The organism is Anatilimnocola aquadivae (assembly GCF_049819085.1).
Lineage (GTDB): Bacteria > Planctomycetota > Planctomycetia > Pirellulales > Pirellulaceae > Anatilimnocola.
The window spans coordinates 2,804,836-2,830,578 of record NZ_CP187419.1; the positions used below are offsets into that span (position 1 = coordinate 2,804,836).

Annotated in this window: 19 protein-coding genes; 8 read left to right on the forward strand and 11 right to left on the reverse strand. The window is 58.6% G+C overall.

What is annotated here, in order from left to right; all coding sequences use genetic code 11:
• Window positions 1–11 precede the first annotated feature (11 nt).
• From NA78x_RS11440 to NA78x_RS11460, 5 genes are all read right to left on the reverse strand, one after another.
• Entirely contained in the window at window positions 12–983 is a 972-nt protein-coding gene (locus tag NA78x_RS11440; RefSeq protein ID WP_425618579.1) for a glycosyltransferase family 2 protein, read from the reverse strand.
• 5 nt (window positions 984–988) lie between these two features.
• Window positions 989–2,362 carry an O-antigen ligase family protein gene (locus NA78x_RS11445; protein WP_425618580.1) on the reverse strand — a complete coding sequence of 458 codons (1,374 nt, stop codon included), beginning with the start codon at window positions 2,360–2,362 and terminating at the stop codon, window positions 989–991.
• Window positions 2,359–3,720 carry a lipopolysaccharide biosynthesis protein gene (locus tag NA78x_RS11450; protein WP_425618581.1) on the reverse strand — a complete coding sequence of 454 codons (1,362 nt, stop codon included), beginning with the start codon at window positions 3,718–3,720 and terminating at the stop codon, window positions 2,359–2,361. The genes NA78x_RS11445 and NA78x_RS11450 overlap by 4 nt, the downstream gene beginning before the upstream one ends.
• A gap of 39 nt (window positions 3,721–3,759) precedes the next feature.
• Window positions 3,760–4,809 carry a polysaccharide deacetylase family protein gene (locus NA78x_RS11455; RefSeq protein ID WP_425618582.1) on the reverse strand — a complete coding sequence of 350 codons (1,050 nt, stop codon included), beginning with the start codon at window positions 4,807–4,809 and terminating at the stop codon, window positions 3,760–3,762.
• 210 nt (window positions 4,810–5,019) lie between these two features.
• Entirely contained in the window at window positions 5,020–6,555 is a 1,536-nt protein-coding gene (locus NA78x_RS11460; RefSeq protein WP_425618583.1) for a GumC family protein, read from the reverse strand.
• A gap of 212 nt (window positions 6,556–6,767) precedes the next feature.
• On the opposite strand from NA78x_RS11460, the gene NA78x_RS11465 reads away from it, so the two are divergent.
• Window positions 6,768–8,576, forward strand: a complete 1,809-nt coding sequence (locus tag NA78x_RS11465; protein WP_425618584.1) for an ATP-binding cassette domain-containing protein — start codon at window positions 6,768–6,770, stop codon at window positions 8,574–8,576.
• 264 nt (window positions 8,577–8,840) lie between these two features.
• On the opposite strand, the gene NA78x_RS11470 is transcribed toward NA78x_RS11465, so the two are convergent.
• Window positions 8,841–9,989 carry a 3-keto-disaccharide hydrolase gene (locus NA78x_RS11470; protein ID WP_425618585.1) on the reverse strand — a complete coding sequence of 383 codons (1,149 nt, stop codon included), beginning with the start codon at window positions 9,987–9,989 and terminating at the stop codon, window positions 8,841–8,843.
• Window positions 9,990–10,203: 214 nt separating this feature from the next.
• A complete protein-coding gene (locus tag NA78x_RS11475; RefSeq protein WP_425618586.1) occupies window positions 10,204–10,830 on the reverse strand; it encodes a hypothetical protein in 627 nt (208 codons plus the stop codon).
• A gap of 391 nt (window positions 10,831–11,221) precedes the next feature.
• On the opposite strand from NA78x_RS11475, the gene NA78x_RS11480 reads away from it, so the two are divergent.
• The gene (locus NA78x_RS11480; protein ID WP_425618587.1) at window positions 11,222–11,371 is read left to right on the forward strand and encodes a hypothetical protein; all 150 of its coding nucleotides are present in this window, start codon (window positions 11,222–11,224) and stop codon (window positions 11,369–11,371) included.
• Between the two features lie 449 nt (window positions 11,372–11,820).
• Here the strand turns inward: NA78x_RS11480 and NA78x_RS11485 are convergent, their stop codons facing one another.
• Together NA78x_RS11485 and NA78x_RS11490 are read right to left on the reverse strand one after the other, a co-directional pair.
• A complete protein-coding gene (locus NA78x_RS11485; protein WP_425618588.1) occupies window positions 11,821–12,090 on the reverse strand; it encodes a hypothetical protein in 270 nt (89 codons plus the stop codon).
• 330 nt (window positions 12,091–12,420) lie between these two features.
• Window positions 12,421–12,927 (reverse strand): hypothetical protein, encoded by a 507-nt coding sequence (locus tag NA78x_RS11490; protein WP_425618589.1) that lies wholly within the window; start codon window positions 12,925–12,927, stop codon window positions 12,421–12,423.
• 230 nt (window positions 12,928–13,157) lie between these two features.
• Between NA78x_RS11490 and NA78x_RS11495 the strand changes: the two genes are divergently transcribed.
• From NA78x_RS11495 to NA78x_RS11510, 4 genes are all read left to right on the forward strand, one after another.
• A complete protein-coding gene (locus NA78x_RS11495; RefSeq protein WP_425618590.1) occupies window positions 13,158–14,261 on the forward strand; it encodes a pyridoxal phosphate-dependent aminotransferase in 1,104 nt (367 codons plus the stop codon).
• Window positions 14,262–14,312: 51 nt separating this feature from the next.
• On the forward strand, window positions 14,313–15,617 hold the full coding sequence (locus NA78x_RS11500; RefSeq protein WP_425618591.1) for a phenylacetate--CoA ligase family protein: 1,305 nt from the start codon (window positions 14,313–14,315) through the stop codon (window positions 15,615–15,617).
• 142 nt (window positions 15,618–15,759) lie between these two features.
• On the forward strand, window positions 15,760–17,055 hold the full coding sequence (locus NA78x_RS11505) for an aminopeptidase P N-terminal domain-containing protein (protein ID WP_425618592.1): 1,296 nt from the start codon (window positions 15,760–15,762) through the stop codon (window positions 17,053–17,055).
• A gap of 70 nt (window positions 17,056–17,125) precedes the next feature.
• Window positions 17,126–20,083: a PVC-type heme-binding CxxCH protein gene (locus NA78x_RS11510; protein WP_425618593.1), complete on the forward strand. Its 2,958-nt coding sequence runs from the start codon at window positions 17,126–17,128 to the stop codon at window positions 20,081–20,083.
• Between the two features lie 2 nt (window positions 20,084–20,085).
• Here the strand turns inward: NA78x_RS11510 and NA78x_RS11515 are convergent, their stop codons facing one another.
• Window positions 20,086–20,643 (reverse strand): hypothetical protein, encoded by a 558-nt coding sequence (locus NA78x_RS11515; protein WP_425618594.1) that lies wholly within the window; start codon window positions 20,641–20,643, stop codon window positions 20,086–20,088.
• Between the two features lie 87 nt (window positions 20,644–20,730).
• Window positions 20,731–21,660 (reverse strand): universal stress protein, encoded by a 930-nt coding sequence (locus NA78x_RS11520; protein WP_425618595.1) that lies wholly within the window; start codon window positions 21,658–21,660, stop codon window positions 20,731–20,733.
• Window positions 21,661–21,717: 57 nt separating this feature from the next.
• Between NA78x_RS11520 and NA78x_RS11525 the strand changes: the two genes are divergently transcribed.
• The gene (locus NA78x_RS11525) at window positions 21,718–24,339 is read left to right on the forward strand and encodes a YidC/Oxa1 family insertase periplasmic-domain containing protein (protein ID WP_425618596.1); all 2,622 of its coding nucleotides are present in this window, start codon (window positions 21,718–21,720) and stop codon (window positions 24,337–24,339) included.
• Window positions 24,339–25,742, forward strand: a complete 1,404-nt coding sequence (locus NA78x_RS11530) for a tRNA modification GTPase (RefSeq protein WP_425618597.1) — start codon at window positions 24,339–24,341, stop codon at window positions 25,740–25,742. The genes NA78x_RS11525 and NA78x_RS11530 overlap by 1 nt, the downstream gene beginning before the upstream one ends.
• Window position 25,743: the final 1 nt, after the last annotated feature.

Consider the following 25,743-nt stretch of genomic DNA (forward strand, 5'->3'; position numbering starts at 1 on the left):
CGCTTTAACTCTCAGGCAATAGGTCGACTGGCCACGGCTGCCGGAGGGGCGATCTTCTTGTTACCGGCAACGGCCTGGCGAATGCGCTCCCAGCCATGCCAGAAGTGACCAGCCGAGAGGATCAACTGACATCGCTTACCAACGGCCACTTCGTGCTGGCCGCGCCACCGAGCCAGTTGCAACTGCGGCCAATAGATCCCGGCCGCGCGCGCTGCTTTGGCGAGCCAAATGGCAATTGCCCTAACGGGGCCGCGGTCATTCCATTCGTAATCGGTGATGCCTTCGCCCATACTGCGCGAAAGCTTGTGTAGATACTGATCGGCGAGGCGTTCGTCGGGCGTCATGTGATGAATGATCGCCGTTGGTAGATACCAGGCGGCCATACCGGCTTGACGGGTGCGACGATACAGGTCGGTATCTTCGCCGCGGCGCAGCGCTTCGTTGAACAGGCCGACTTCGTCGAAGACCGACTTCTCGACCAGCAAGTTTCCCGCGCCGGGATTGATGTGGTCGTCGTACTGCTGAGGTGTTTGCGACCAGCGCGATTCGCCAAGCAGCATGCGGCAAAAGGGAACGAGGTCGCGCGTGCAATTTTCTGGCAACAACAGGTGCACCGCGCCGCCCGTAATGCGGCAATTGTGCGTATCGGCACCACGTCGGAGTTCGAGCAGCCAATTGTGGTCGGCAATCTGGTCGTCGTCGAAGAAGGCAATCCACGAACCGTGTGCTTCGCGTACGCCCCGGTTGCGGGCGGCAGCGACACCGGGTCTGGTTTCGCGCACGCCGCGCAGAGTGGCCGTGGATTCGGAAGAGGCAGCGGCAATGGCAGCTGGCGTGCTGTCCGAACTGTTGTTATCGACGACGAGCACTTCGTAGGTGAACTCGCCAGCGGTGTTCAGGTTGTACAAACTGCGTAGCGCCTCACCGAGCATTCCTGCGCGGTTGTAGGTGCAGACGACAATCGTAATATCGGGGTTAGTCATCGGAGTTACGCGGTAGTGGCGACACTGTCAGCGAGATCTGGAATCGGCGAGTCTTCTTTGCCGCCAAAAGCCAAGTGGGCAACGCCCGACCAGGCCGCAAGGGTCACAAAGAAAATGCCGAACATCGTCGATTCGAAACAGGCACTCAGCAGGGAATAGATCAGCACCGCGGTGATAAAGCCGCAGCTTGGATCGCCCTTCTTCCAAAGCGTACGAGCCGCGGCTGCAATGCCCGCAGAGACCGCGAGCAAATGCAAACCGAGGCCAATACGACCGGTACTAAGCATCACTTCCAAATAGCCGTTGTGAGCTTCGACGACAGGAAACTGTAGCTCGTCAGCGATGAACTGCACGTGATCGGCCGTCCAGAACGATTCAAAGCCATGACCGAACCAGGGCTTATGACTGATAAAATGCTGGGCCAGCGGCCAAATGAAGTTACGTCCGCTCAGGGTGTCGGCTTCTTCCTTACGACCCATCAAGGCGGCCTCACCCAATTGGCGTAAGGCATCGATCTGCAGTAACCAGACGGCGAGAATGACCGCCGCAAGGAGCCAGGCGCCACTGAGGCCGGCGAACAGTTTAAAGCGGAGGGTCGTTTGCAATAGCAGAACCGCTGCAGCCGTTATGACTAGCGCGGCGGTGGCACTACGCGATTTGGTGAGCACCAGCAGCGTTAGCCCCGCGAGCGCACAACCGATGAGGAGCAACCGGTACTTCTTTTCGTTCCAGGCGAGAGCCAGGGACGCAAAGATCCAGGCAGCCAGATACATGCCTTGGGGATTGGGATGCTGTGTGCCGCTGAAGCGATAGCCGCCGGACCACGGCCGAAAGGTGCCGAGTCCAATTTCCGCCAGCACACCAACGCCGATGCATCCGCCCAACACCACGACGGCGAGCCAACAAAGTTCACGCAGCGTGAACATGCGGCCGATGCCCACTGCGGCGAGCGCACAGCAGGTGCGGACGATCAATCGGCGCAGGCACATGCTGGGATCAATCGACCAGAGCAAACTCATCCAGGCCCAGATGAGCGGAGCGCAGAACGTCAGCGCGAGGAGCGGCTTCACGCGCCAGGGTGTTTGATTCGAATGCAGCAGCAGGATCAGTCCAATGCCACCCAGCCAGAAGAATGTCAGCCGGCGTAAGATATTGCCACCGCCCACGCCATCCAGCAGGGCATCTTCGCCGTGGGCAAAGTCTTCCATCTGCGAGAAGAACAAATTGTGTTCGTTGAAGAACACGCCGAGCCAAATGGCAATGGCGACGTACCAAAACGTGCGTGAAAGCCCGAGGAGCGATGTTTGCTCTTTCGCAGCGAGTGCTGTTGGTCGCAGCAGATCCGTGACGTTGGTAGTTGGATACGCGGAGGAACTCATGTTGTTCCTCCGGCGGCGGATGCCGGTTCAAACTCACGCATGGTGCGCCGGAGCGTCCAGCCACGAATGAGAGCATCACTGGCCGTGCCGGTTAGGCCTGCAATCGCGGCACCGAGCGGACCAAAGGCGGGAACCAACGTGATCGTGGCCACAATGGTGACGATCAACGAACACAGGTCCGCGAAAAAGCTGGCGCTGGGACGTTCGAGTGCCCATAGACCGTTACCAGCTGTCACACCCAGGCTGTTGGCCAGCACACTCAGCGAGAGCACGCCGATAATCCAGCGAGTGTCGATGAATTCGGGGCCATACACAATCGCAGCCACTTGATGGCCGGCGATGAAAGCACAAACCGACATCGTGCCGAGTGCCGAAACAAACAAGAACGCTGTTTGACGTAGAACCCGCTTCAACTCTGGCAAGCCATGTTTTGCATAAGCGCGGGCGGCCTTGGGACTGAGGTAATTCGCCAGGCCAATCAGAAACATATTCGACAGGCCCACGAGGGTCGCGCAGGCGCCGAGCGTGCCCGTTTCGCGTTCTCCATGCGTAGCGGCCACGACCCACGGCAGAATGTACGGAGCAGAACAGGCCAGCACGTGACTCGCGAGAGCCCACCGGCTGAAGACCCAGTTGCTGCACCAATCTTTCCAAGCAGCTGGCCACGATAGGGTGAACTTTTGCCGACCACTGGCTAACCAAGACACGCTGGCGAGGCCACAACAGATTCCCATCACGGCAATCGCGGAACCGACATTCAGTTCGCCGCGCCAGGCCAGATAGGCGAGGCCACCCAGTTGTGTCAAGGCGATCGTTCCGTCCGTGATGATTGCCGCCCGCACATCCAAGTGAGCAAATGACAGTTGCCGCACGTACTCGCGCATCCACAATAGCGGCGCGGCACAAAGGAGCAAGAACAGAGTGTTTTGGATTCCTGCCGGTGCCCAACCCAGGAAGGCGACGACGGCCATACCAGTCACCGCGACCACCGAGATCAGGCATTGATGCAGCAGCGAACTTCCCGCGTAACGAGACTGGTCCGACTTTGCCTGGCGCGAGCAATAGATCATGTACGGAGCGGAGACCAGCTGTTCCTGCATGCCGCGCACCAGCAGAACGATGCTCAGGGCCAGATAGTAAACGCCCAGATCTTCGCGACCGGCAACTCGCCCCAGAATCACACTGGTGACAAAGCTGGTGCCACTGACAATCGCCTGATCGAGAATCGAGAGACCGCAGCTGTGCAGCAACTTGCTCGTGGCTACGCGGCGCAGCAGACCCGTAAGACGCGAAACACGGCTGGCCGCGGGCGACACTTCATGAGCAACAGAATTGGCGGTGGTCGGCGAGTTGCTCATGCAGGGTGTGAGCGCTTCGTCCGGTTGATGAGCGAATCATCAATCGGCAGCGTCACGTGGCTCCGGTGAAGGTTCGGGCTTGTGCGGCGCGGTCGACTGAATGGAAGTCGAACGTCCACCTTTGATCAGGTTCTTCAGCTTCTTGGCTGCTGAGATCCAGCCGCCCAGTTTGGCGGCCAATGTTGTCGAGGTGTCGATGTCTTCCGCAACCAACCTGCCCCAATCAAAGGGATCGGTCTTGGCAGTGACGAGTTCAGCTTCGGTGGTCAAACTGCAACGCACATCGGTCTGGCGGGCAGCCTCGACCAATTCGCGCCCGGCAAAGCCGTTGTGCTTGGTGCCATAGGGGAAGGCGAACGTCGGGCGCTCGATCCCAAACTTCTCGCGCAGCACTTCGCAGCACCGCTGCAGGTCTTGGCGAAGGTAATCGGGGCGGCCGCGATAGTCGTCGTGCGAGTGCGTGTGAGCACCGAGTTCGATCAGCCCCGACTTCTGCAATTGCAGACATTCGTCGGTGGTCATCGGCTTCCACATCTCGGGCGATGTTTCGCTCGAACCAGCCAGCAGCCAATCGTCGCTTGGGTAAGGCTCGTTGGAATCGAGATAACGGGTCGCCAGAAAGATCGTAGCGGGCACGCGCAGCTTTTGCAGGATTGGCAACGCCTGTGTGAAATTGTTTTGATAGCCATCGTCGAACGTCACGACAAACACGCGGCGTGGAATGGTCCACTGCTTCTCGTGATGCTCGAGCACGCGTTGCAGCGGCCACGGATCGAAGCCTCGTTTGAGCAGGCCGCTCAGTTGTTCTTCAAACTGCGCGGGAGTGACGTTCCAGGTGGGCCGAGGCTGGCCCGGAATCGTATCGACCACGCGGTGGTACATCAAAATGCCAAACCCGGTTCGCTGACACGCGCCCCAGATCTCATTCAAGGCTACTGCTACGCCGCGTGCTGTTTTTTCGACCAGCCGCGGATCGCGCGCGGGCTTGCGCTCGACAGGCACAATGGGAGCCGACCACAGCGACTCGTCAGTGCGAGCCGGGTGATGTTCGCCAGCGAAGATGGTCGGGGTTGTAAGGCAGTGATTCACGATGCACCGTTGGTGGTGGGCTAACGATTGCAGGCGAGTCATTCGCCTAGGAAAGAATAGGTTACGACCACACTCTTTCGTAGGATTTTCCGCACCTGACCGCCGAGAAGCGGTTCTTTCGATTATGCCCATTACTCCAGTCATCGCCAGGGAAGCCCGCTGGCTGGTTCGAGCTTCGCGGGTTTTCCTAGCTGTTGTGAATCCTCAGCGTTACCGCAGGGCGACGGTGCCCAGGACCGGCAGTTGCAACTGACGTTGAATCAATTCGGCCGTCAGCAGCACCGGGTTGAACCAGGCAAGTGCCAATGCCAAGATCAGGCCTCCGCCGATGGCGACAAAGCCACCCATTGCAATAATCATCAGCTTGCGTGGTCCCAGCGGTTGAATCGCATAGGTCGCAGGCTGAAAGATGCTGAGGCTGCTAATGCGTTCTTCGTCGAGCGAGCGATTGATGCGGGCCTGCTCGAGCTTTTCCGAATAACTGCGGTAGCGGTTCTCGGCCAGGTCCATGTCGCGCTGCATATCGGCGAGTTTCACCTCGTCGCTGTTGAGTCCGGCAAGCACCGTGTAGAACTCCGTCTGCTGAGCCTTCAGCGAGGCAATGCGCCCCACCAGCGAATCGACCTGCGACTTCTCTTTGAGCAAGTCGAGTTCCAAGGTTTGTCGGGAAGGATTGATCACGTGCGTCTGCTGCACGCTTTCCAGATCATGATCGTCCAGGATCTCTTGCAGGTCTTCCATCTGGTGCTTCACGGCGACCACCATCGGATGCTCGGGCGTCATCCGCGAACGCAGCTCTTGTTCTTTGCTCTGCAGTTGAAACAGCGTCTGCTTCATCCCTTCCATGGCCACGCTCGGCTGGCTCACCTTCTGCGAAGCGATGAATTCCGGCAACAAACGAATGGCAGCCTTCAGCGAAACGATGCGAGCTTCAGACGAAGTCACCTCCGACTCCGCAGCGAGCAGCCGTTGTTCGAGGTCACTAATCTGAGCCTGTAATTGCTGGCGTTTGCCGTCGATCGTCACGATCCCCATCTTGGTTTTGAACTTCTGCAGGTCGTTCGCGGCCATCTGCCATTGAGCTTGAAACGAGTTCGTCTGTGCTTCGAAGAACTCGAACGAGCCGGGCGTACGATGCACGCGCACGTGCTCGTCCAAATAGATTTCAACCAGCTTCGAGACAATCCGCTGGGCAATTTCAGGCCGCTTGGCTTTGGCACGAACGGCAATGATCGTCGTCTTGCGGGGCGAGAAAATCTCTAGATCCTTCTCCAGCTTTTGCACTGCCAGCTGATGTTGGCGAGAAGGCGTTCCCTCCGAAGTTTCCTGCGAAGTGTACTCGTTTCCTTCCGAGAGCGTCGTCGAAGGCTTGTTGCCGACAGACGTCACCTTCACTTCTGGTCCCAGGTCTTGCCCTTCCAGGATGTACTGTGGACCGAGTTCGCTGACGACGCGGTCGAGCATTGCCCGGCTGCGCAGAATTTCTTGCAGCGAGTTGATTTCGCTTTCGCGTGTTTCGTTGATCGAAATAGCCTGGCCCGTCGAGGCCGTTGGATCGAGCTGATTCTCGCGACCGAAGCGGACAAACAGCTTGGCTTCCGACAGGTACGACTTCGGCAGCATCCAGACGCCGAGCGTCGTCAGTCCGAGCAAGCAGAGCGTGGTGCCGACGGCGGCAACGCGGTGACGCCACAGGGCGCGGCGGACAAATTCAACAGTTTGCCAAATGGCTTGTGGTTCGATCATCGGTGGGGTTCGCTGGCGCGAAGGATGAAGGCGGGTGGGACCCAGGCAGCAGTGGCGAATTCGCAACACACTGTTGGGCTACAATGCCTAGGTCACAAACGAACCACCGGCAAGCGATCGCCGGTAGGTTCCTCCGCATGGTGCCGGTTGTGCGGTATAATCCGGACTTTTCAGCCCTGGCTGCCGCCTTCGCCCTACTTGTTATTGACGTTATGCCGCTTGTTACGGTTCGAGATTTGAGCATCGGTTTTCGTGGTCCGCTGCTGCTGGATGGGGTGAACTGCCAGATCGACGTGGGCCAGCGCATCGGTCTGCTGGGCCGCAACGGCGCGGGCAAAACCACGTTCATGCGGATCATCAGCGGCGAAGTGCAGCCCGATGGCGGGGATGTCACCTACGCGCCCGGCTTCAAAATGTCGCTGCTGCCGCAAGATGTGCCGCAGGATATTAGCGGCCTCGTTCACGACGTGATCGCCGCCGGCGTGACCGATGTTGGCGAAGATCACGAGCCGACCTGGCAAGTGGAACAACGGATCGAGCAACTGATTGCCGAGATGCAGTTGCCCGCCACGGCCGAATTTCGCACCCTTTCCACCGGCATGAAGCGCCGCGTCCTGCTCGCCCGAGCTCTCGCCTCCAAGCCCGATTTGCTGCTGCTCGACGAACCGACGAACCATCTGGACGTCACCTCCATCACTTGGCTAGAAGAGTTCCTCTCCCGCTGGAACGCCACGCTGATGTTCGTGACGCACGACCGGATGTTCCTCCGCAAACTGGCCACGCGCATCCTGGAAGTCGATCGCGGCCGGCTGTTCGATTGGAGCTGCGACTACGACACCTTTCTCAAACGCAAAGAAGATGCCCTCGCTGCCGAAGAAAAACAGAACGCCCTGTTCGATAAGAAGCTGGCTGAAGAAGAAGTCTGGATTCGCACGGGCGTGAAGGCCCGCCGCACGCGCAACGAAGGACGAGTGCGAGCACTCAAAGAACTCCGCCTCACACGCGGCGAACGGCAAGATCGAACCGGCAAGGTCGAACTTGTCATTCAAGAGGCCGAGCGGAGCGGAGCACTCGTAGCCGACGTGAAGAACGTGACCTTCGCCTACACCGACAGGCCCATCGTTCAGGACTTCTCGACGACCATTATGCGCGGCGACAAGATCGGCATCATCGGCTCCAACGGTGCCGGCAAAACCACCTTGCTGCGGATTCTGCTCGGGCAGTTGCAGCCGCAAGAGGGAAAAGTTCGGCTCGGCACCAATTTGCAGATTGCCTACTTCGATCAATTGCGTCATCAACTGCGCGAGGACGAAACCGTCGCGGAAAATGTGGGCGACGGCAACGATACCATTCGCTGGGGCGGCGGCAGCCGGCACATCATCGGCTACCTGCAAGACTTTCTCTTCACTCCCGATCGTTCTCGCTCGCTCGTCAAGTTTCTCTCCGGTGGCGAACGCAATCGCGTGCTGCTCGCCAAGCTCTTCACCAAGCCGGCCAACATCATCGTGCTCGACGAACCGACGAACGACCTCGATGCTGAAACGCTGGAACTGCTCGAAGAGCGACTGATCGAGTTCGCCGGCACCGTCTTGCTCGTCAGCCACGATCGTGAATTCCTCAATAACGTCGTCGGCAGCACCATCGTGTTCGAAGATGGCAACGTCAAGGAATACGTTGGCGGCTACGACGACTGGCAACGCCAGCGCGCCTATCGCCTTGAGACCGAAGCAGCGAAAGCTCGCGCGGCCAACGCTCCAGCGACCAGATCCGCTACTTCAACCGGCACCGCACCTGTCGCCAAAAAGAAGCTCTCGTACAAAGAGCAGAAAGAACTCGACGGCCTGCCGACCAAGATCGAGCAACTGGAAAAACAGATCGCCGATCTGCATACCGCCATGGCCGACCCTCAGTTCTACAAACAGCCGGCCGATCGCCTGGCCGCCGAACAGGCCAAACTGAAAAAACTGGAAGACGACCTCGCCACCGCCTTCACCCGCTGGGAATTGCTCGATCAACACTAAGCGTAGGGTGGGTCGAGTCGCGCGGGTGATCTGGTACGTCGCTCGAATTCAACCGCGACGAGGCCCACTCGCTCTAAGTCGCTCCCTAGCACATCTCCCTTTTTTGCACTTGTTCACAAACCGCTGCCCGGCCCAACCCAAAACATGCGCCATTCCCGAGGAATACCGCACTTTACCAGCCAGCACCTTGCCGGTTTGTGAACACCCCTCTGTTGAGCGTACCGCTGACTTACGTCGATGTTGCCCACGTTGCAGGCTCATCGCCTACGACTTGATCCGCACATTCCGGTACCAAACTTCTTCGCTATGGTTCTGCAAACCAAGAAAACCCTTGGTCAGCCGTTCTTTCAAAGCCGGAAATTCCTCGACGTCGGCATCGAGGATCAGCACGCCGTTGTGGGTGATGCGGTAGCGAGTTCCCTGGCAATCGATCTCGAGTGAGTTCCACTCGCCCACTTCGCGGCCGACGTGTTCTTTGGCGGGTGCCACGGCGTACACGCTGCCGGTGAACTGATAATCCTTCAGCTTGGCGTACTTGGGATCGTGATCGTCGAGCACCTGAATCTCGACGCCGGCATCTTTGCCGTGATGATTGCCGTTCTCGGGGACGCGCACATACACGCCCGAATTGCCGCCGGCTTTCAGTTTGTATTCCAGCCGCAAGTTGAAGTCGCCATATTGCTCTTTAGTGCGTAGCCACGGACCCTTCTTGCCAGTACACATCAGCAGGCCATCTTCCACCTGCCAACAAGCACTCGCCTCCTGCCCTGCCCCTTCCCAGCCGGCCAGATCCTTGCCGTTGAAGAGCGGCGTGTGATCGAGTTCGGTCACTTTAAGATTCTTGAACTCGAATTGTCCTCCCAGCGGCACTTCGACCTGTAAGCCGATATAGCCAGCCTTCACCGGCAGTCCGTCAGTCGTCCAGGCAGGCTTGCCATTGATCTCCATCGTGGCCTGATCGCCATTCACGGTCAGCTTGACCTGGTTCCATTCGCCCGGCTTCACCAGACCAGTGCTGCGCGCCTTGGGGAACTTGATCAGGTTCAGTTCGTCCCCTTGTTTGAGATTGATTTGAAACTGGCTCGGGAAAGGCTTGCCCGCGGCGGGCTCATCGGCACGGATGTAGATGCCGCTGTCGTACTTCTCGTTCTTACGCGGTTTGTATTCCAGTTCGAGAATAAAATTCTCGTGGCGATGCTCGGTTCGCAGCCAACCATCACCGCCGGCCAACACCAGCTTGTCATCTTCCACTACTACGTCGCAGGTCGCGACTTTCCAGCCTTGCAAGTTCTTGCCGTTGAAGAGTGAGTAGGTCACGCCCTTGGCCGCTTCCTGAGCCAGTGACTCCCCGGCAACAGCCAGGCCAACAACCAGAAACATCGCGAGCGGCAGACACTTCGTTTGAACAGTCATCAGAATCGTTCCAGGCGGGTTGAAGACCGGTGGGCGGGCAAGCTGCAATCATGGTGCGCGCAGCGCCCGTTTGCAAGCGACTAGCAAGTAGGCCGGAACGAGCGGTACTCCGCGAAGTTCCGGCACTCTTGGCAATCGCGCGCCGGAACTTCGCGGAGTACCGCTTGTTGCCGGCCCACGATTTTTCACGGCTCACGAGTTTTTCGCTGGCGACTTACTTGCCGGCAGCCACGGCGACACTGGTCACGGGCTGAACCGCACGCTTCGCCGTATTCAACTGGCGAGCCGATTCTTTGCTCAACACGCCGGCCAAGCGAGCAATTAATTGGTCACTGGAAAGGCGCTGGCGTGCTTCTTCCTTTACAGGTGGAACAGCGTCCTCTTTCGCGGGCTCGTCGTTGGCGGGCGGGGCTGGCGGATCGATGTCCTTTCGCAAGTCGTTCAATTTGTAATTGTTGTCGTTCATCAAGCCGCTGCGTGGCGGCTCTACCTTGAGGGGTGGCGTATCAAAGTTGATCAGCACGGGCACGGTCCAGCAGTAGCCTCCGTAGCACATTCGGCTGGCACCGTAGCCAGTTCCGCAGCCATAGGTGCCGCAGCCCGAGGCGACCGGCAGGGCATAGCCCGATTGCAGATGGCTGTAGCCATAACTGCCGCTGTGGCGATACGAAGCCCGATAGAAAGGTCCCCACCAGCCGCCGTTGCCGTGCGGCGTTCCGAGGCCGGGATAAACCCGTGTGCCGCGATAGGCATTCAACTCCGCACTCGCGGGGGTAGCTGATAAGACAGCGGCAAACAACAAACCAAACAGAAACGCAGACGAACGAACTCGTGTACTCATGGGAAGGCCCTTCGAAGCAAAACTCTGGAAGTGGAAATCAAGGTGCAGCCTGCTCTTCAGGCCAGTTGGCCTTTCCTGGCCTGCCCAGATTATCGGTCCGCTGCCGGAGTGCCGCAAGGAGCGGGCAGGTCGAGAGAGGGAGAAAGGGAAACGAAGATTGCGCGGGAATTTTGGAAAAAAGTGCTTGCGAAAGTTTCACGGAGTGGCGAGAACGGGCGGCAGGAGCGCGAGCAGAGTAGTCACGACATGCGATTAAAGTTACGATAAGATGTATCGCAATAGGGTGGCAATTGAAATATGCATGCAGTGCATGTGCGATATAGATGCGCAGTAAGGTGTTTGCAGATGATGAATTTATCGGAAATAGATTATGGTCGTTTGATCGCCCTTGATGACCGAGCAGTTGGATGCGGGCGGAGGGATGATCGTCGGAGAGATGTTTACCCAGCTTGCCAACCAGTGGTTATCAAACGGTTATCGCGCGAGGGGCGATTTTGGGCTGAAAGTGATCGGTTTTGGCGCTCGAACCGATTGGCTGTGAACGACTTGCGAAGCGAGGTTCTGATGCGAGAAAAGTCGCAAAAAAGTTATCAAGCGAAGTTGCCAAAGGGCATGCACGGCCGGCCCGATGACGCCTTGGCGGCGTCGCGATTAAGGGAAGATAGAAAACCGCTGGCATTCCCTGCCTGCGGCTTCAGTTTCAGTCAGCAAATGGCACGCAGGACGCGTGCGCTGGGGACGACTAGCCGCAGCAGCGGCCGCAACGAGCACGGCGGCAGCGTTGCTGTTTGCAGCGTTTCTGTCTGCAGCAGCCGGTGTCGCAAGGGCTGCAGACCGGTGGTGCGCAGGTGGCACAAGCGGGCGCGGCTGGAGCAACAGGAGCAGGAGCCATTGGGGCGGCTTCAACCGGGGCAGCAGGAGCGGCCGGCGGAACAGCGTCGGAAGGGGACTTTTCTTCTTGGGCGAAGGCCGAGCCCACGCTTGCGAACGTCACACCCGCAACCAGCGCGAGCATTTTGAAAAATTTTGACATGGATTCCTCCAGTGAAACGAAGTACGACCAGGTACCTTGCCTGGTTCTTCAAGCAAATAGGCGTCACGAGCCTCACCGAATAAAGAAAGCCGCCAACATCCCTTGCTCGCGGCTTCCTTTTCGATCGGCAGGTTCAGGCACTGAACTAGCCGCAGCTGGCAACGCAGCACGACTTGCGGCAGCGTTGCTTCTTGCAGCGTTGCTTTTTGCAGCGTTGCTTGCAGCATCCGGTGTCACAAGCAGGAGCGCAAGTGGCACAAGCTGGGGCAGCGACGGCAACTTCAACCGGAGCTGGAGCCGGAGCTTCAACTGGGGCTGGTGCGGCAACCGCAACGGCGCAAGCGACTGGGGCACAAGCTGGGGCGCAGCTCGAACCACACTTGCGGTGACCGAAAGCCATGGCCGAGGTGCTGCTCAGCAAAACCAAAGTGGCACCAATCGCGAACATCTTCACAAACTTCGACATACAAACCCTCCAATGAAACAAAATGCGACCAGGCACCTTGCCTGGCCCCTCAAGCAAAAACTCCAGCTGTCACTCGACAGCCGGCAGGTCGTTATTGGCACCAACTGCGGTACAGGTGCCACTGTTTGTTGTAGTAAAACGGAACCCAGGTTCCGCCCGTGTTGCCCCAGGGGTACTGCCGAGCGGGGACTGTCACCACGATCACTTGCGTTCCCGCCGGGCCGTAGTTGGCACCATCGGCCGCCGGATTCACGGGAGCCGGGTTAACCGGCACGGGAATGACGGGAGCCGGATTGGCTGGACGCGGCGTAGGAACGGGTTGAACGGCAGGCTGGGGAAGCGGAATGATGGGCGGATTCACAGCGGGTGCCGGAGCAACCGTAGGCGGCGCGACGGGAGCCGCTTTGGGAGCAAACGGATCGTCGGCGTTTGCGGGAGCGGCCGGAGCCACTGGTGCGGGAGCTTGCGGCGCAGCAGGCGCTGGCGCGAATGGATCATCGCTGGCCGGTTGTTGACCAGCAGCGACGTTCGCGGCAATGCTTGCTAGCAGCAGGGCGATTGCGTATTTGGGGCGATAAATCATAGGGGCGGTGCTCATGGTCTTCTCCTGTTAAGGGTGCGAAGATGGGGTGATTGTAACGATGCAAATAGCCTTCCAAAACCAGCCATTCAGCGCAATTTTACTATTTGTGTGTCCCCCGCTTGTCGAAAAGCGAGAACGGCCGGATACTGCTTGGTTCTTTCCGCAACTCCCAAGCCTCGCTGCTCCCTTGCCATTAGGGTTCGATGCCGGGCATTGTCTTCTCTAGATTCCGTAGGTTGCCTCTCATGTCTTGGATCGCCGATCGGACTCGCGCGTTTGATAGCAGCGGCATTCGTAAGGTTTTCGAACTAGCCGCCAAAATGAAGGATCCGATCAATCTGTCGATAGGGCAGCCCGATTTCGATGTTCCCGATCTGATCAAAGACGCCTGCATCGACGCCATCAAACAGGGCAAAAACGCCTATGCCCTGACGCAGGGCATGCCAGTCCTACGCGACAAGTTGCAGCAGCGGATCGATGCGGAATACGGCCATGCCGATCGCAAGGTGTTTGTCTCAAGCGGCACCAGCGGCGGGCTGGCGCTGGCGATGTGGTCGCTGATCAATCCGGGCGATGAAGTGATCGTGTTCGATCCTTACTTCGTGATGTACACCTCGCTGACGCAACTGGCCGGTGGCAAGCCGGTGATCATCGATACTTATCCGGACTTTCGGATCGACCTAGCCAAGGTGAAAGCCGCCATCACGCCGCGGACCAAGCTCATTTTGCTCAACAGCCCGGCGAACCCGACCGGCGTGATTGCCAGCGAAGAAGAAGTTCGCGGTCTGGCCGAACTGGCTGCCGAGCGGAACATCTGCCTGCTCAGCGACGAAATCTATCGCAGCTTTTGTTACGACCAGCCCTTTGTATCGCCCGCCAAGTACAACCCGAACACGCTGGTGATCGATGGCTTCAGCAAAAGCCACGGCATGACGGGCTGGCGGCTCGGCTACGTGCACGGCCCGGCCGAAGTGATCGACACGATGGTCAAGCTGCAGCAGTACACGTTCGTCTGCGCTCCACAGCCCGTGCAATGGGCCGGCGCGGTGGCGATGGACGTTGACATGAGCCAGCACGTTACGGCTTATAAGAAGAAGCGCGACTTCGTCGTCAACGGCCTCAAAGACCAATACGAACTGACAACTCCCGGCGGCGCCTTTTACGTCTTTCCGAAAGCACCCATCGCCAGCGGAGCGCAGTTTGTGGCCAAGGCCATCGAGAACCAGCTGCTCATTATTCCTGGCAACATCTTCAGCGGTCGCGACAGCCACTTCCGCATTAGCTACGCGGCCAACGACGCGACGCTTGCCCGCGGCGTGGAAGTGCTGCAACGGTTAGCTAAGAGCTAAATCCAGGAGAGGTACCAGCGCTACTCCCCTTGGCCTGCGCAGTGACTTATCATGGCTTTCATGCTGAGAACTTCTGCTTCGGATCGTTGGCACCGGCAACAATTGTCGCGAGGCAACCTGCGCGCCTGGCAACTCGAACGCTTCAACAAACTGCTGGCTGAGGTCATTTCGCACAATCGTTTTTATCTCGATAAGCTCGGCAAGCTCGTTCGGCCGCTCACGTCGCTCGATCAGTTGAGCGAGATGCCGTTCACTTTCAAAGAAGAACTGGTCACCGCGCCGGCTCACGGCGAGTTTGCGGCTAACCTTACGTATCCGCTGGAGCGGTACGTTCGCTATCACCATACGTCGGGTACACGTGGCCGGCCGATGCCTGTCCTCGATACAGCCGATGACTGGCAATGGTGGATTGAAACCTGGCAGTACGTGCTCGATGCTGCGGAAGTGCGCATTGACGATCGGGCCGCGCTGGCCTTTTCGTTCGGCCCGTTTATCGGCTTTTGGAGTGCCTACGACGCAGCCGTCGCGCGCGGGCTAATGGTGATTCCGACGGGTGGCATGAGCAGCCGCAGTCGGCTGGAGATGCTCCGCAGCACGCAAGCCACCGTTTTGTTTTGCACCCCCAGCTATGCGTTGCACCTGGCAGAAGTGGCTCACGAAAACCAGATCGACCCCCGCGCGTTGCACGTGCGGAAGGTAATTGTTGCGGGTGAACCGGGGGGCTCCGTGCCGGCGACGCGAGCGCGCATCGAACAAGCTTGGAACGCGACGCTCATCGATCATGCCGGCGCGTCGGAAGTGGGCCCTTGGGGCTTCAGCCGCGATGAACGAGGCCTGCATGTTATCGAGAGCGAATTCATCGCCGAGTTTCTCTCGGTCGCCAATGGCGAACCCGCCAGCGACGGCGAACTCTCCGAGTTGGTACTCACTTCGCTCGGCCGCCGCGGCAGTCCACTCATTCGCTATCGCACCGGCGACCTGGTGATTCCGCGCTTTCAAGCCGAAGGCGACTGCCGCTTTGTGCTGCTCGAAGGGGGCGTCCTCGGTCGAGCAGACAATATGTTGGTAGTGCGGGGCGTGAATGTGTTTCCCAGTTCGATTGAACACATCTTGCGAGGCTTTCCTGAAGTCGTCGAGTTTCGCGTGACGGCGACCAAGGCCGGCGTGATGGACTCTCTTGCTGTCGAAGTCGAAGACCGGTTGGCGCAGCCCGAACGCATTGCCCGCGAGATGCAACTGCGTCTCGGGCTGAAGATCGACGTGCAGCAAGTTCCGCTCGGCACCCTGCCCCGTTTCGAAGGCAAGGGCCAGCGCTTCATCGACCGCCGCAAATCGACACCAGCGCAAGCGGGCTAAAGGGTAGTCCTCACGCTTTGCCGTGAGGAGTACTTCAATGCCGAAGAGTAGGCACTAGCACGCTACAGGTGCAATCGGCCGCCTGCTACAGTATTCGCTTGGTTAACCGTCTGTTTTTCGCTGAGGACCGAAGGAGCAGGGAATGCGTCACGATCCGATTGATTCAAAACTTTTCACCGACCACCGCGATAGCCTGCGCGCGAAGCTCCCGCCGAAGTCGCTGGCCGTAGTACAAGCCAACGATGTCTTCCCCACGAATGCCGACGGGCATTTTGTGATGCATCCAAACTCGGACCTGTTCTATCTCAGCGGGATTGAGCAAGAGCAGAGCATTCTGCTGCTCGCCCCCGATGCCGACGATGAGAAGATGCGGGAGATTCTCTTTGTTCGCGAGCCCAACGAACTGCTCAAGACCTGGGAAGGTCACAAGCATTCGAAGGATGACGCCACCAAGATCAGCGGCATCAAGAATTTGAAATGGCTGAGCGAGTTTCGCGGCGTCTTTCACAAGCTGATGTGCGAACTCGAGCACGTCTACCTAAACACCAACGAGCACAAGAGCGCATCGCTCGAAGTCTCTACTCGCGACCATCGCTTTGTTCAGGAAACGCGTGCCAAGTATCCGCTGCACGACTATCGCCGGTTGGCTCCGCTGCTGCATCAACTGCGGGTCGTTAAATCGCCGGCCGAGCTGGAACTGCTGCGTCGCGCCGTCGAGATCACCCGCGCCGGCTTCTTGCGAGTGCTGTCCTTTACTCGCCCCGGCGTCGGTGAGCACGAAGTGGAAGCCGAGTTCGCCCACGAGTTCATTCGCCAGCGAGCCAAGTTCGCTTATCCGCCGATTATTGCTGCCGGCGAGAATAGCTGCATCCTGCATTACAATTCGAACGATCTGCCCTGCAACGACGGCGACCTCCTCTTGCTCGACGTCGCTGCCTCGTATGGCAACTACAACGCCGATCTGACCCGCACCATTCCCATCAGCGGCCGCTTCACCAAACGCCAACGCGAAATCTACGACGCGGTGCTGCGCGTGATGCGGGCGAGCATCAAGGGAGCCGTGGTCGGTAAGAAGCATCGCGATTGGCAACGGGAATCGCAGCTGCACATGAACGACGAACTGCTGATGCTTGGTCTGATTACCAACGACGACATCAAGAAACAGACCGAAGACGAACTGGCCTGTCGCAAGTACTTTATGCACGGTTTAGGCCATCCGCTGGGTTTAGATGTACACGACGTCGGGCACTTAAACGAAGCATTTGCCCCAGGCTGGGTGCTGACCGTCGAGCCCGGTATTTATATTCCCGACGAAGGTTTTGGCGTGCGTTTGGAAAATGATATCGTGGTGACCGATAAGGGCCCCGTCGATCTCATGGCCAGCACGCCCGTCGAGGCTGAAGAAATCGAACACCTGATGGCCTCACGACACAATTAGCTTGCTCTCTTTTATTGCTGACGGGTCGGCCCTGCGAACTAACTCCACCACTCCGCAAAGAGTTCTCACCATGCAGCGCACTTTCTTTCTCTCCCTCCTCGCCTCGCTGCTCCTTACGCCCGTTTTCGCCGAAGACACACCGGCTCCTGTCCCCACGAAAGAGTCCGCAGCCAAGATGAAAGTCCCCGAGGGCTTTCAGGTGACTCTCTTCGCTGGCGAGCCCGATCTTGTTCAACCGATCGCCTTCACGTTTGATGATCGGGGACGGCTGTGGGTCGTGGAATGTCTCTCGTATCCACAGTGGTCGAAGACAGGCGAGGGAAATGACCGGGTCACCATCCTGGAAGATAAGGACGGCGACGGCAAGTTCGACTCGAAGACTATTTTCTACGACAAGGGAGTGAATCTCTCGGGCATCGAATGGGGCAGCGGTGGCGTGTGGCTCACGGCAGTGCCAAACTTGATTTTCATTCCCGATCGCAATGCCGACGACAAACCGGATAGCGAACCGCAGGTGATCTTGAATGGCTTCGACCTCGCCGCAAAGCACAATGTAGTGAATGGTCTGGCTTGGGGCCCCGATGGATATCTGTACGGCTTGAATGGCATTCTTTCAAACTCGCGCGTCGGACGTCCCGATCAGCCTGACGAGCAGCGAAAACAGATCAACTGCGGTGTGTGGCGAGTTGATCCGAAGACCCACGAGTTTGAGCCGTTTGCACATGGCACGACGAATCCCTGGGGGCTCGACTGGAACGAACACGGCCAGGCTTTCATTACCAACTGTGTGATCAAGCACTTGTTTCATGTGGTGCCCGGCGGACATTACGAGCGAATGTTCGGGCAAGATCTGAGCCCGCGCAGTTATGGCCTGATTCAAAGTTGTGCCGACCACTTGCACTGGGGCGGTGGCCACTGGACCAGTTCGCGCGGGGGTCAGGGGATTCATAACGATGCCGGTGGTGGCCATGCGCACAGTGGCTGCCTGATCTATCAGGGAGAAGCCTGGCCCGAGGCCTATCGCAATCGCGTCTTCGCTTGCAACATTCACGGCGCGCGGGTGAATCAAGACAAGCTTGAAGCGCACGGCAGCGGCTACGTTGCCAAGCACGAACAGGACTTCTTGTTCGCGAACGATCCTTGGTTTCGCGGCCTCGTGGTGAAGCAAGGTCCCGATGGCAGCGTGTACATGGCGGACTGGTGCGATACCGGCGAGTGTCACGACTATGTTGACGTCGAGCGAGAGAACGGCCGCATCTACAAGATTACGCATGGCACCGCCAAGGGGACGATGCCGAAGATTCATTCAGCCACTCAGCCTGAATTGGCCAAGGAAGCACTTAGCAAGAATGAATGGGCGTCGCGTCACGCTCGCCGCAAGTTGCAAGACCTGGCTCAAACCGATGAACTCGACAAAGTCGTCGTGCGCGAAGCGCTCATCACTGCACTCGTGACGGGAGAGACCCAGCACAGCAAGCTGCGGGCGCTTTGGGCACTGCAAGCCACTCGAATGATTACCGATACCGACCTGCGTGGAGTGATGCGGGACGAGAACATCCACGTGCGAGCTTGGGGCGTCACGTTGGCCGTCGATGCCAATAAGCCAAAGAATCCGCACCTCGATCAACTGCTGAGAATGGCCGCCGATGATCGCGCGCCGCAAGTTCGCTTGGCGCTAGCCTCGGCATTACAAAAACTTTCGCCGAAAGAACGGTTGCCAGTCGCGCAGCGACTGGTGGCTCATGCGGAAGATGCCGAGGATCATCACATTCCGCTCATGCTGTGGTATGGCATCGAGCCGATTGCTGGAAGCATGCCCACCGAGATGCACAAGTTGCTCGCCGAGTGTCGCATTCCGCTCGTTCGGCAACATCTGGTTCGTCGCTTGCTCGAAGACGATGCCAACGACCGTCAGCTGGCCACGCTGATCGGTGTTCTCGGCACGGCAGGTGACAGCGAAGTTCAGCTCGATCTGCAGCGAGGCATTCTGCTGGCTCTCGAGGGGCGTCGCAGTGTGCCGATGCCGGCGAGTTGGGCCGCCGTATATAAGCAGCTAAGCGAAAGTCGCGATGTGCAGGTGCAGGATCTCGCGCTGGCACTCGCAGTGAAGTTCGACGATGCAGCAGTGATCGCCAAACTGCGCAAGCAGCTTGTCGACATCGCCCAGGATCTTGGCACGCGTCAACAAGCACTCAGCCTGGTCCTTACCAAGGTGCCCAGCGATCTCCCTGCCACGCTGCACAATCTGCTGCGAGAACCGGCGATTCGCGCCCAGGCCATCAAAGCACTCGCGGCCTACGATCATGCGGGCACTCCGGCGCACCTGATCGAACTGTATCCCACACTTACCGAAGCTGAGCGGGCCGATGTCGTGCAAACACTTGCTTCGCGGCCGCTGTACGCCGCCGCACTGCTGAGCGCTGTGGCCGAGAAGAAGCTGCCACGCCCCGATATCACGGCGGGCGTGCTGCGGCAGTTGCAAGCCCTCAATGACAAGGAAGTGAACAAGTCGCTTGCTGATATTTGGGGCACCATTCGTCCCGCAGCAGAAGACAAAAAAGAGCTTGCCGCAAAGTATAAGGCTCAGCTCACGAGCCAGGCACTGGCCGCTGCCAATGTGGCGCAAGGCCGGGCCATCTTTGCAAAGAACTGTGCCAGCTGTCATCGGCTGTTCGACGAAGGGGGCAAGATGGGCCCGGAACTCACCGGTTCGCAGCGGGCAAATCTCGACTACGTCTTGGAGAACGCACTTGATCCGAGCGCCGTCGTCCCACGAGAGTATCAAGTGACGACCTTCCTGCTCGATACAGGCCGCGTGGTACAAGGCATCGTGCTGCGCGAGACAGCCGCCGCCGTCACGGCACAAACACCCAACGAAGTGCTTACCATTCCGATCTCTTCGATCGAAGAGCGAAAACTCTCGAAGCTCTCGATGATGCCCGAAGGAATCTTTCAGCGTCTCAGCGACAACGACGTGCGCGACCTGGTGGCGTACCTGGCGAGTCCCAAGCAAGTGCCACTGCCGTAACCTCAAGGCTGCTTTTTGTAGAACTCGTCGTAGGCCTTGTTCAACTGATAGTGAACCTCACCAGTGATCGGGTGAGGCTTGTCGTCGTAGTTCGCGGGGATCAAGAACGGCTCGGGCTTGGGGAGTTCATCGCTCAGGCCGATGGCGCGACCCTCGTAAATTTTCTCGGGATCCGTTGGCAGACGCAGGATCGTTTCAGGAATATCGCCAAACGGCGCTTGCCAGCCCTTGAGGTGCGTTTTGCCTTCCATGGGCACGCCCGTGGGAAAGTAATGATATACCTTGCCATTCATCAGCTTGGCACCACCCACGAGCAGTTTGTTCTGAAATCGCTCGTCGATGATGAGCGGCTTATCGCCCGTGTTCGAGATGAAGAGCCGTTTGCGCAGGTCGTCCATCGACTCGCGAATCTTCACGCCCTCCGGCAGCGATTTTTCGTCCACCTTAAGCGTGTAGGAATATCGCGATGGCGGCGGTGCTGGCTTGCCGCCACGTTGTGCCCAAGCGTCGGCTGCAGTTGCAGAACAAATCACCGCAGCGATTAGCATCCATCGTTGCATGGTTGTCTCCATTGTGAGAGTCAGAGGGCGAAAGAGTTGTGTTGCCTTCACTTCTGCATTCTGCCTTCTTACTTCTGCCTTTTCTCACTAGCTCACCGGGCTGATAAACCCATCGGGCTTAATGGCCAGGATCGAAGTGCGAAGTTGCGGCAGTACCTCTTCGGCGGTGTTGCCGAGGAACGCGCCGGCAAGACCTTGACGGGCGACCGTGCCCATGACGACGAGGTCGAAATCGTTGTCGTTGGCGAAGAGTGGGATCTGAATGTTCGGCAAGCCGCGAATGAGCTTCAGGTGAAACTCGGCCGGCTTGGCGGATAGGCTGGCGGCCAGCGATTGCAGGCCCTCCTCGCCCAGCTTGCGAGTTCCTTCTTCAATGTCGGCGAACTCGGCGGTCGTCATGTAATCCTTGACGAGTCCTTCGCCATAGATCGCCCAGCAGTGAATGGCGGTTAAGCTCGCACCCAGTTCGATCGCCAGGTCAGCGGCGGCGGTCATGATCTTCTTGTTCAGGGCGATGTGCTTCTCGTCCTCGGCAGCGGCATCGAGCGTGACGAGGATCTTCTTGGGCGAGGTCTTGGCTTCTTGCTGAGAAATGAGCAAGACGCTGCTGGGACATTTGCGGAGCAGTTCCCAGGCGGTGTCGCCGATGCCACCGGCCCGGCGGCTGTGAGGACCTTTGGCTTGCAACAGCACCAGGTCGTGCTGGCCTGCCTGAACTTGTTTGATGACCGCGAGCCCCGTCTTGCCGTGAGCGACGACGGGCACAACCGGCCGGCCCAGCTTCACCGCATGTTCGCCGGCCAGGGTGCTCAGGGCCGATTCTTTTTCCGACTTCAGTTTCTGGCGAATCTCCTCGGCCTTGCTTCCGAGCAGGTTCCATGTCCAGCCTTGATCGGGCACCACATCCAGCAGCGTGATCGGGGCCGATTTGTCAGCCAGGGAAATCGCCAGATCGATTTCCGGCAGGGCAGGATGGAGGGCGTCAATGAGTGCCAATGGTTTTTGATAAGCGGGCATGGTGGCAGCTTCGTGGAGAGAGTTGTGGTTCGAGGTAGCTACCGTTCAGCATAGCAAATGGACGGGTATGAGACGGGCGACAAGTTGACCGAGCGTCAGGGAGCCACTTGCAAGATTTGGCTCCTGGCAGAGAATACTTATTGGCGGCAAGGGTCCGCCTGGTTTGACTCCCCTTTCGAGCGGGAGCGGATTGCCCGTTGCTACACCGCCGCGAGAGGGTTGCCCCCTGTGGATAAGCGTTTTGTCACGTTTCTTGTGATGGCGTTCCTGATTTGGACGACCTTTCTGGTCGGCCGCGCTGTCTTCTTGAAGCCCCAGCCCCCGGTCGCCCAGCAGGAGGGCGAAAAGCTCGATCCGGCCAAAGTTCAGCCTGGCGACGACCCTGCGGGTAAAGCGGCTGACCCGAATCCAGAAAAAACACCACCGGAAGCGGTCCCTGCCGACCCCGATAAACCGGCCGCAGATCCGAACGCAGAGCCTGCCGACACGGCGAAGGTCGCCCGAGCCTCGGTGACTATTGGCTCGCTGGATCCGGCCAGCCCATACAGCATGCTGGTGACTCTTGATAACCGCGGGGCCGCAGTCGAACGCGTCGAACTGACCGACCCGAGATTTCGCGACCTGGAAGATCAATCGGGGTACCTCGGTCATTTGGGTTTTGCTCCTGTTGGTCGTGAAACCAAAGATGCCGTGGTGCATGTCGTGGGCGCGGGAACACCGGCGGCGAAGGCCAAGCCTGCCGATGCTTCACAGCCTATCGGCTTGCAGGTTGGCGATGTGATCCGCGAAGTTGACGGTAAGCCGATCGAGCGCGGCGAAGAGCTGGAGCGATGGCTGAGGAGAAATACCAAGCCCGGACAATCGATCGAAGTAACCGTCGATCGCACGATTGAGGGAAAGACCGCCTCACTCAAATACACGATCGAACTCGGCCGGCGACCGCTAGAAATGATTCGCCCCGAATCGCGCACCGTCAAAGGGCAGCCTACAGCCACCGATCCGTTGTCGATGCTCCTTACGCTGGAAACGCTGCAAGGCGTGCAGATCAAGCCGAACGAAGATGAAATTCGCGGCTTGTCGGCACTGCGCAACGGCAACTGGGAGATCAGCGATCGCACGGAGGACGCAGTTACCTTCAGCATGGTCCTGAGCGAAGAAACGCTTAAGGGCATTGGCCGCAAGGATGCCGGTTCGCTGAAGATCGTCAAGCGCTATTCGCTACCAAAGGCGACCGCGGCCGAAAAAGAGCCCGGCAAGGCCAAGATCTATCACTTGGACCTGGTGGTGGATATCGAGAATACCAGCGACAAGCCGATGGGCGTGGCCTATCGCTTGGATGGTCCGAACGGGATTCCGCTGGAAGGTTGGTGGTTCAGCACCAAGTTGCACCGCGACATGTTCAAGGGCGCGGGTGCCCGCGATGTGCTCTTTCAATCGGGCGACGAACCCCATCACCTCGTGGGCACGCCCATGATCTTCGATCACGCCAAAAGAGCGCTCAAAGATCACACGACCGTTGAATATCCACTGCAAGAAAGCAGTGAACCCGGTGCGCTAAAGTTCCTGGGGGTCGACGCTCAGTTCTTTGCCGCGATGGTGATGCCGCAAGGCGACAAGGATCACCCTGCCCCGCAGTTTGCGCGGGCCAGTGCCATTCCGATGCACGATGTGACCCAGCTCACGAAGACGCGCATTCGCACGACCAACACCAGCGTGCGAATGGTCACTCCGCGCGAAAGCCTCGAGCCCGGCAAGTCGCTCGAACATCACTACCAGATTTTTCTGGGGCCGAAGGATCCGGTCATTCTCCAGCCTTACGGCCTGGAAAAGATCGTGGAGTTTGGTTGGTGGTACGCTGCCTATCCGGCTCAGTTTCTGCAGAAGATTCTCGCCTTCTTGTACAGCATTACCGGTAACTACGGCATCGCGATCATTCTGCTGACCGTGCTGGTCCGCAGTTGCATGTTGCCATTCAGCATTCGGCAATCGATGGCTGCCAAGCGGATGCAGGAAATCTCCACGCAGCTGAAGCCAGAAATTACGGCGCTCAAAGAGAAGTACAAAGACGATCCACTCAAGCAGCATCAGGCCACGCAAGAGTTGATGAAGAAGGCAGGCATGCCCAACCCGTTCGCGGGCTGCTTGCTGGTCTTCTTTCAATTGCCGGTATTTGTCGGGCTGTATCGCTGCTTAAGCGTCGATATTCACCTGCGCGATGCTTCGCTGTTCGCCGGCTGGAACTGGGCGTCGAATTTGGCCGGTCCCGACAAGCTCTTTTATTGGGGCCAGTCGGAATGGGAATTCATGCCCGCCTTCATCGTCGACGAAGCCGATGGTTGGCTGGGACCGTTCTTCAACGTATTGCCGCTGATAACGATTGCCCTGTTCATCATCCAGCAGAAGTTGTTCACACCGCCACCGACGGACGAGCAACAAGAAATGCAGCAGCAAACGATGATGATCATGAGCGTGGTGATGGGCGTGTTCTTCTACAAAGTTCCCGCCGGTCTCTGTTTGTACTTCATTACCTCCAGTTTGTGGAGCATTGCCGAACGGACACTGCTCCCCAAGTCGAAGCCCATTGATCCCAACGCCCTCAAGGAAATGAAGCCTGCGCTGGCGGGACCAAGCGGCAACGGCAGCACCGCTCGCACGCAGCGTAAACAGAAGAAGCGCTAATGTTGCTGGCTGTCGACGATACGATTGTCGCCATCGCCTCAGCGCCTGGCGGCAGTTACGAAGGGATCATTCGCTTGAGTGGTCCCGCCGTCGAGCAAGTGCTGGAACGCGTGATGGGGCGGAGTGAGGCGCGAAGCGACAGAAAAAGGCCGAGCAAAAGAACGAAGAAGACCTCGGAGATTCTGCGAGGCAGTTTGGTGATTGTGGGGAGTGATGGAGCGGAGCGCTCGCTGCCTGCGCTCACTTATCTTTGGCGAACGGACCGCAGTTACACCCGCCAGCCTTTGGCCGAGATTTACCTGCCCGGCTCGCCGCCACTGCTTGATCTGGCGGTTCGTACACTCTGTGCCGCTGGAGCTAGGCTCGCCCGCCCCGGCGAATTCACGTTACGGGCTTTTCTCGCCGGACGCTTGGATCTCACCCAGGCTGAGGCCGTTCTCGGCGTGATCGAAGCGCGCGATGCGCAAGAGTTACAAACTGCCCTTTCGCAACTGGCCGGCGGCCTATCCAGCCGGCTTGCCGACGTTCGCAATCAGTTGCTCGACTTGCTCGCTCACTTAGAGGCCGGGCTCGATTTTGTTGACGAAGACATCGAGTTCATCACCCGTGCGGACTTGCAGCAGCAAGTGACCGCTGCTGCTCAAGCGGTTCAAACAATTGCCGATCAATTGCAGGCTCGTACAGAAACCAGCGCCACTTCGCCCAGAGTCGTCTTGCTCGGCGAACCCAACGCCGGCAAGAGCAGCCTGCTCAATGCCCTCGCGGGGACGAACGCCGCGCTCGTATCGCCCGTCGCCGGCACCACGCGTGACTATCTCTCACGCTTGGTCGTGGTGAATGGCAAGCAGTTTCAACTGATTGATACCGCAGGCATGGAGCCTGCCTCAGTGGACGATCGAATCTCGGGCGATGCCCAAACGCATCGTGCCCAGCAGCAAGCCCAGGCGGATCTCGAAATACTGTGCATCGACAGCACGCGGTCTGTTTCCCTGCAGTTGCAAACAGAGCTACTGAATGTCACCTCGCGCAACAGCATCGTCGTGCTCACCAAGTCCGATCTCTCCGGCACTCTTCAATCGCCACTCCCTTGCCCTGCCCTGCTCACTAGCGCTACGACCGGCGCAGGGCTGAACGAGCTACGGGTAGCAATAGTCGCCGCTCTCGATCGGGCACCAAGCGAAAGCCTCGCGGTTCCTGCCACTGCCATCCGCTGCAGTGCCAGCCTCCAAGCTGCCGCTGCCGCGCTTCAAGCAGCCAGTGATCTAGCCCACAACGCTGCCAGCGAAGAGTGGATTGCCGCCGAACTGCGTCTCGCCCTCGATGAACTCGGCCAAGTCGTCGGTGCCATCTACACCGACGACATTCTCGACCGCGTCTTCAGCCGCTTTTGCATTGGCAAATAGC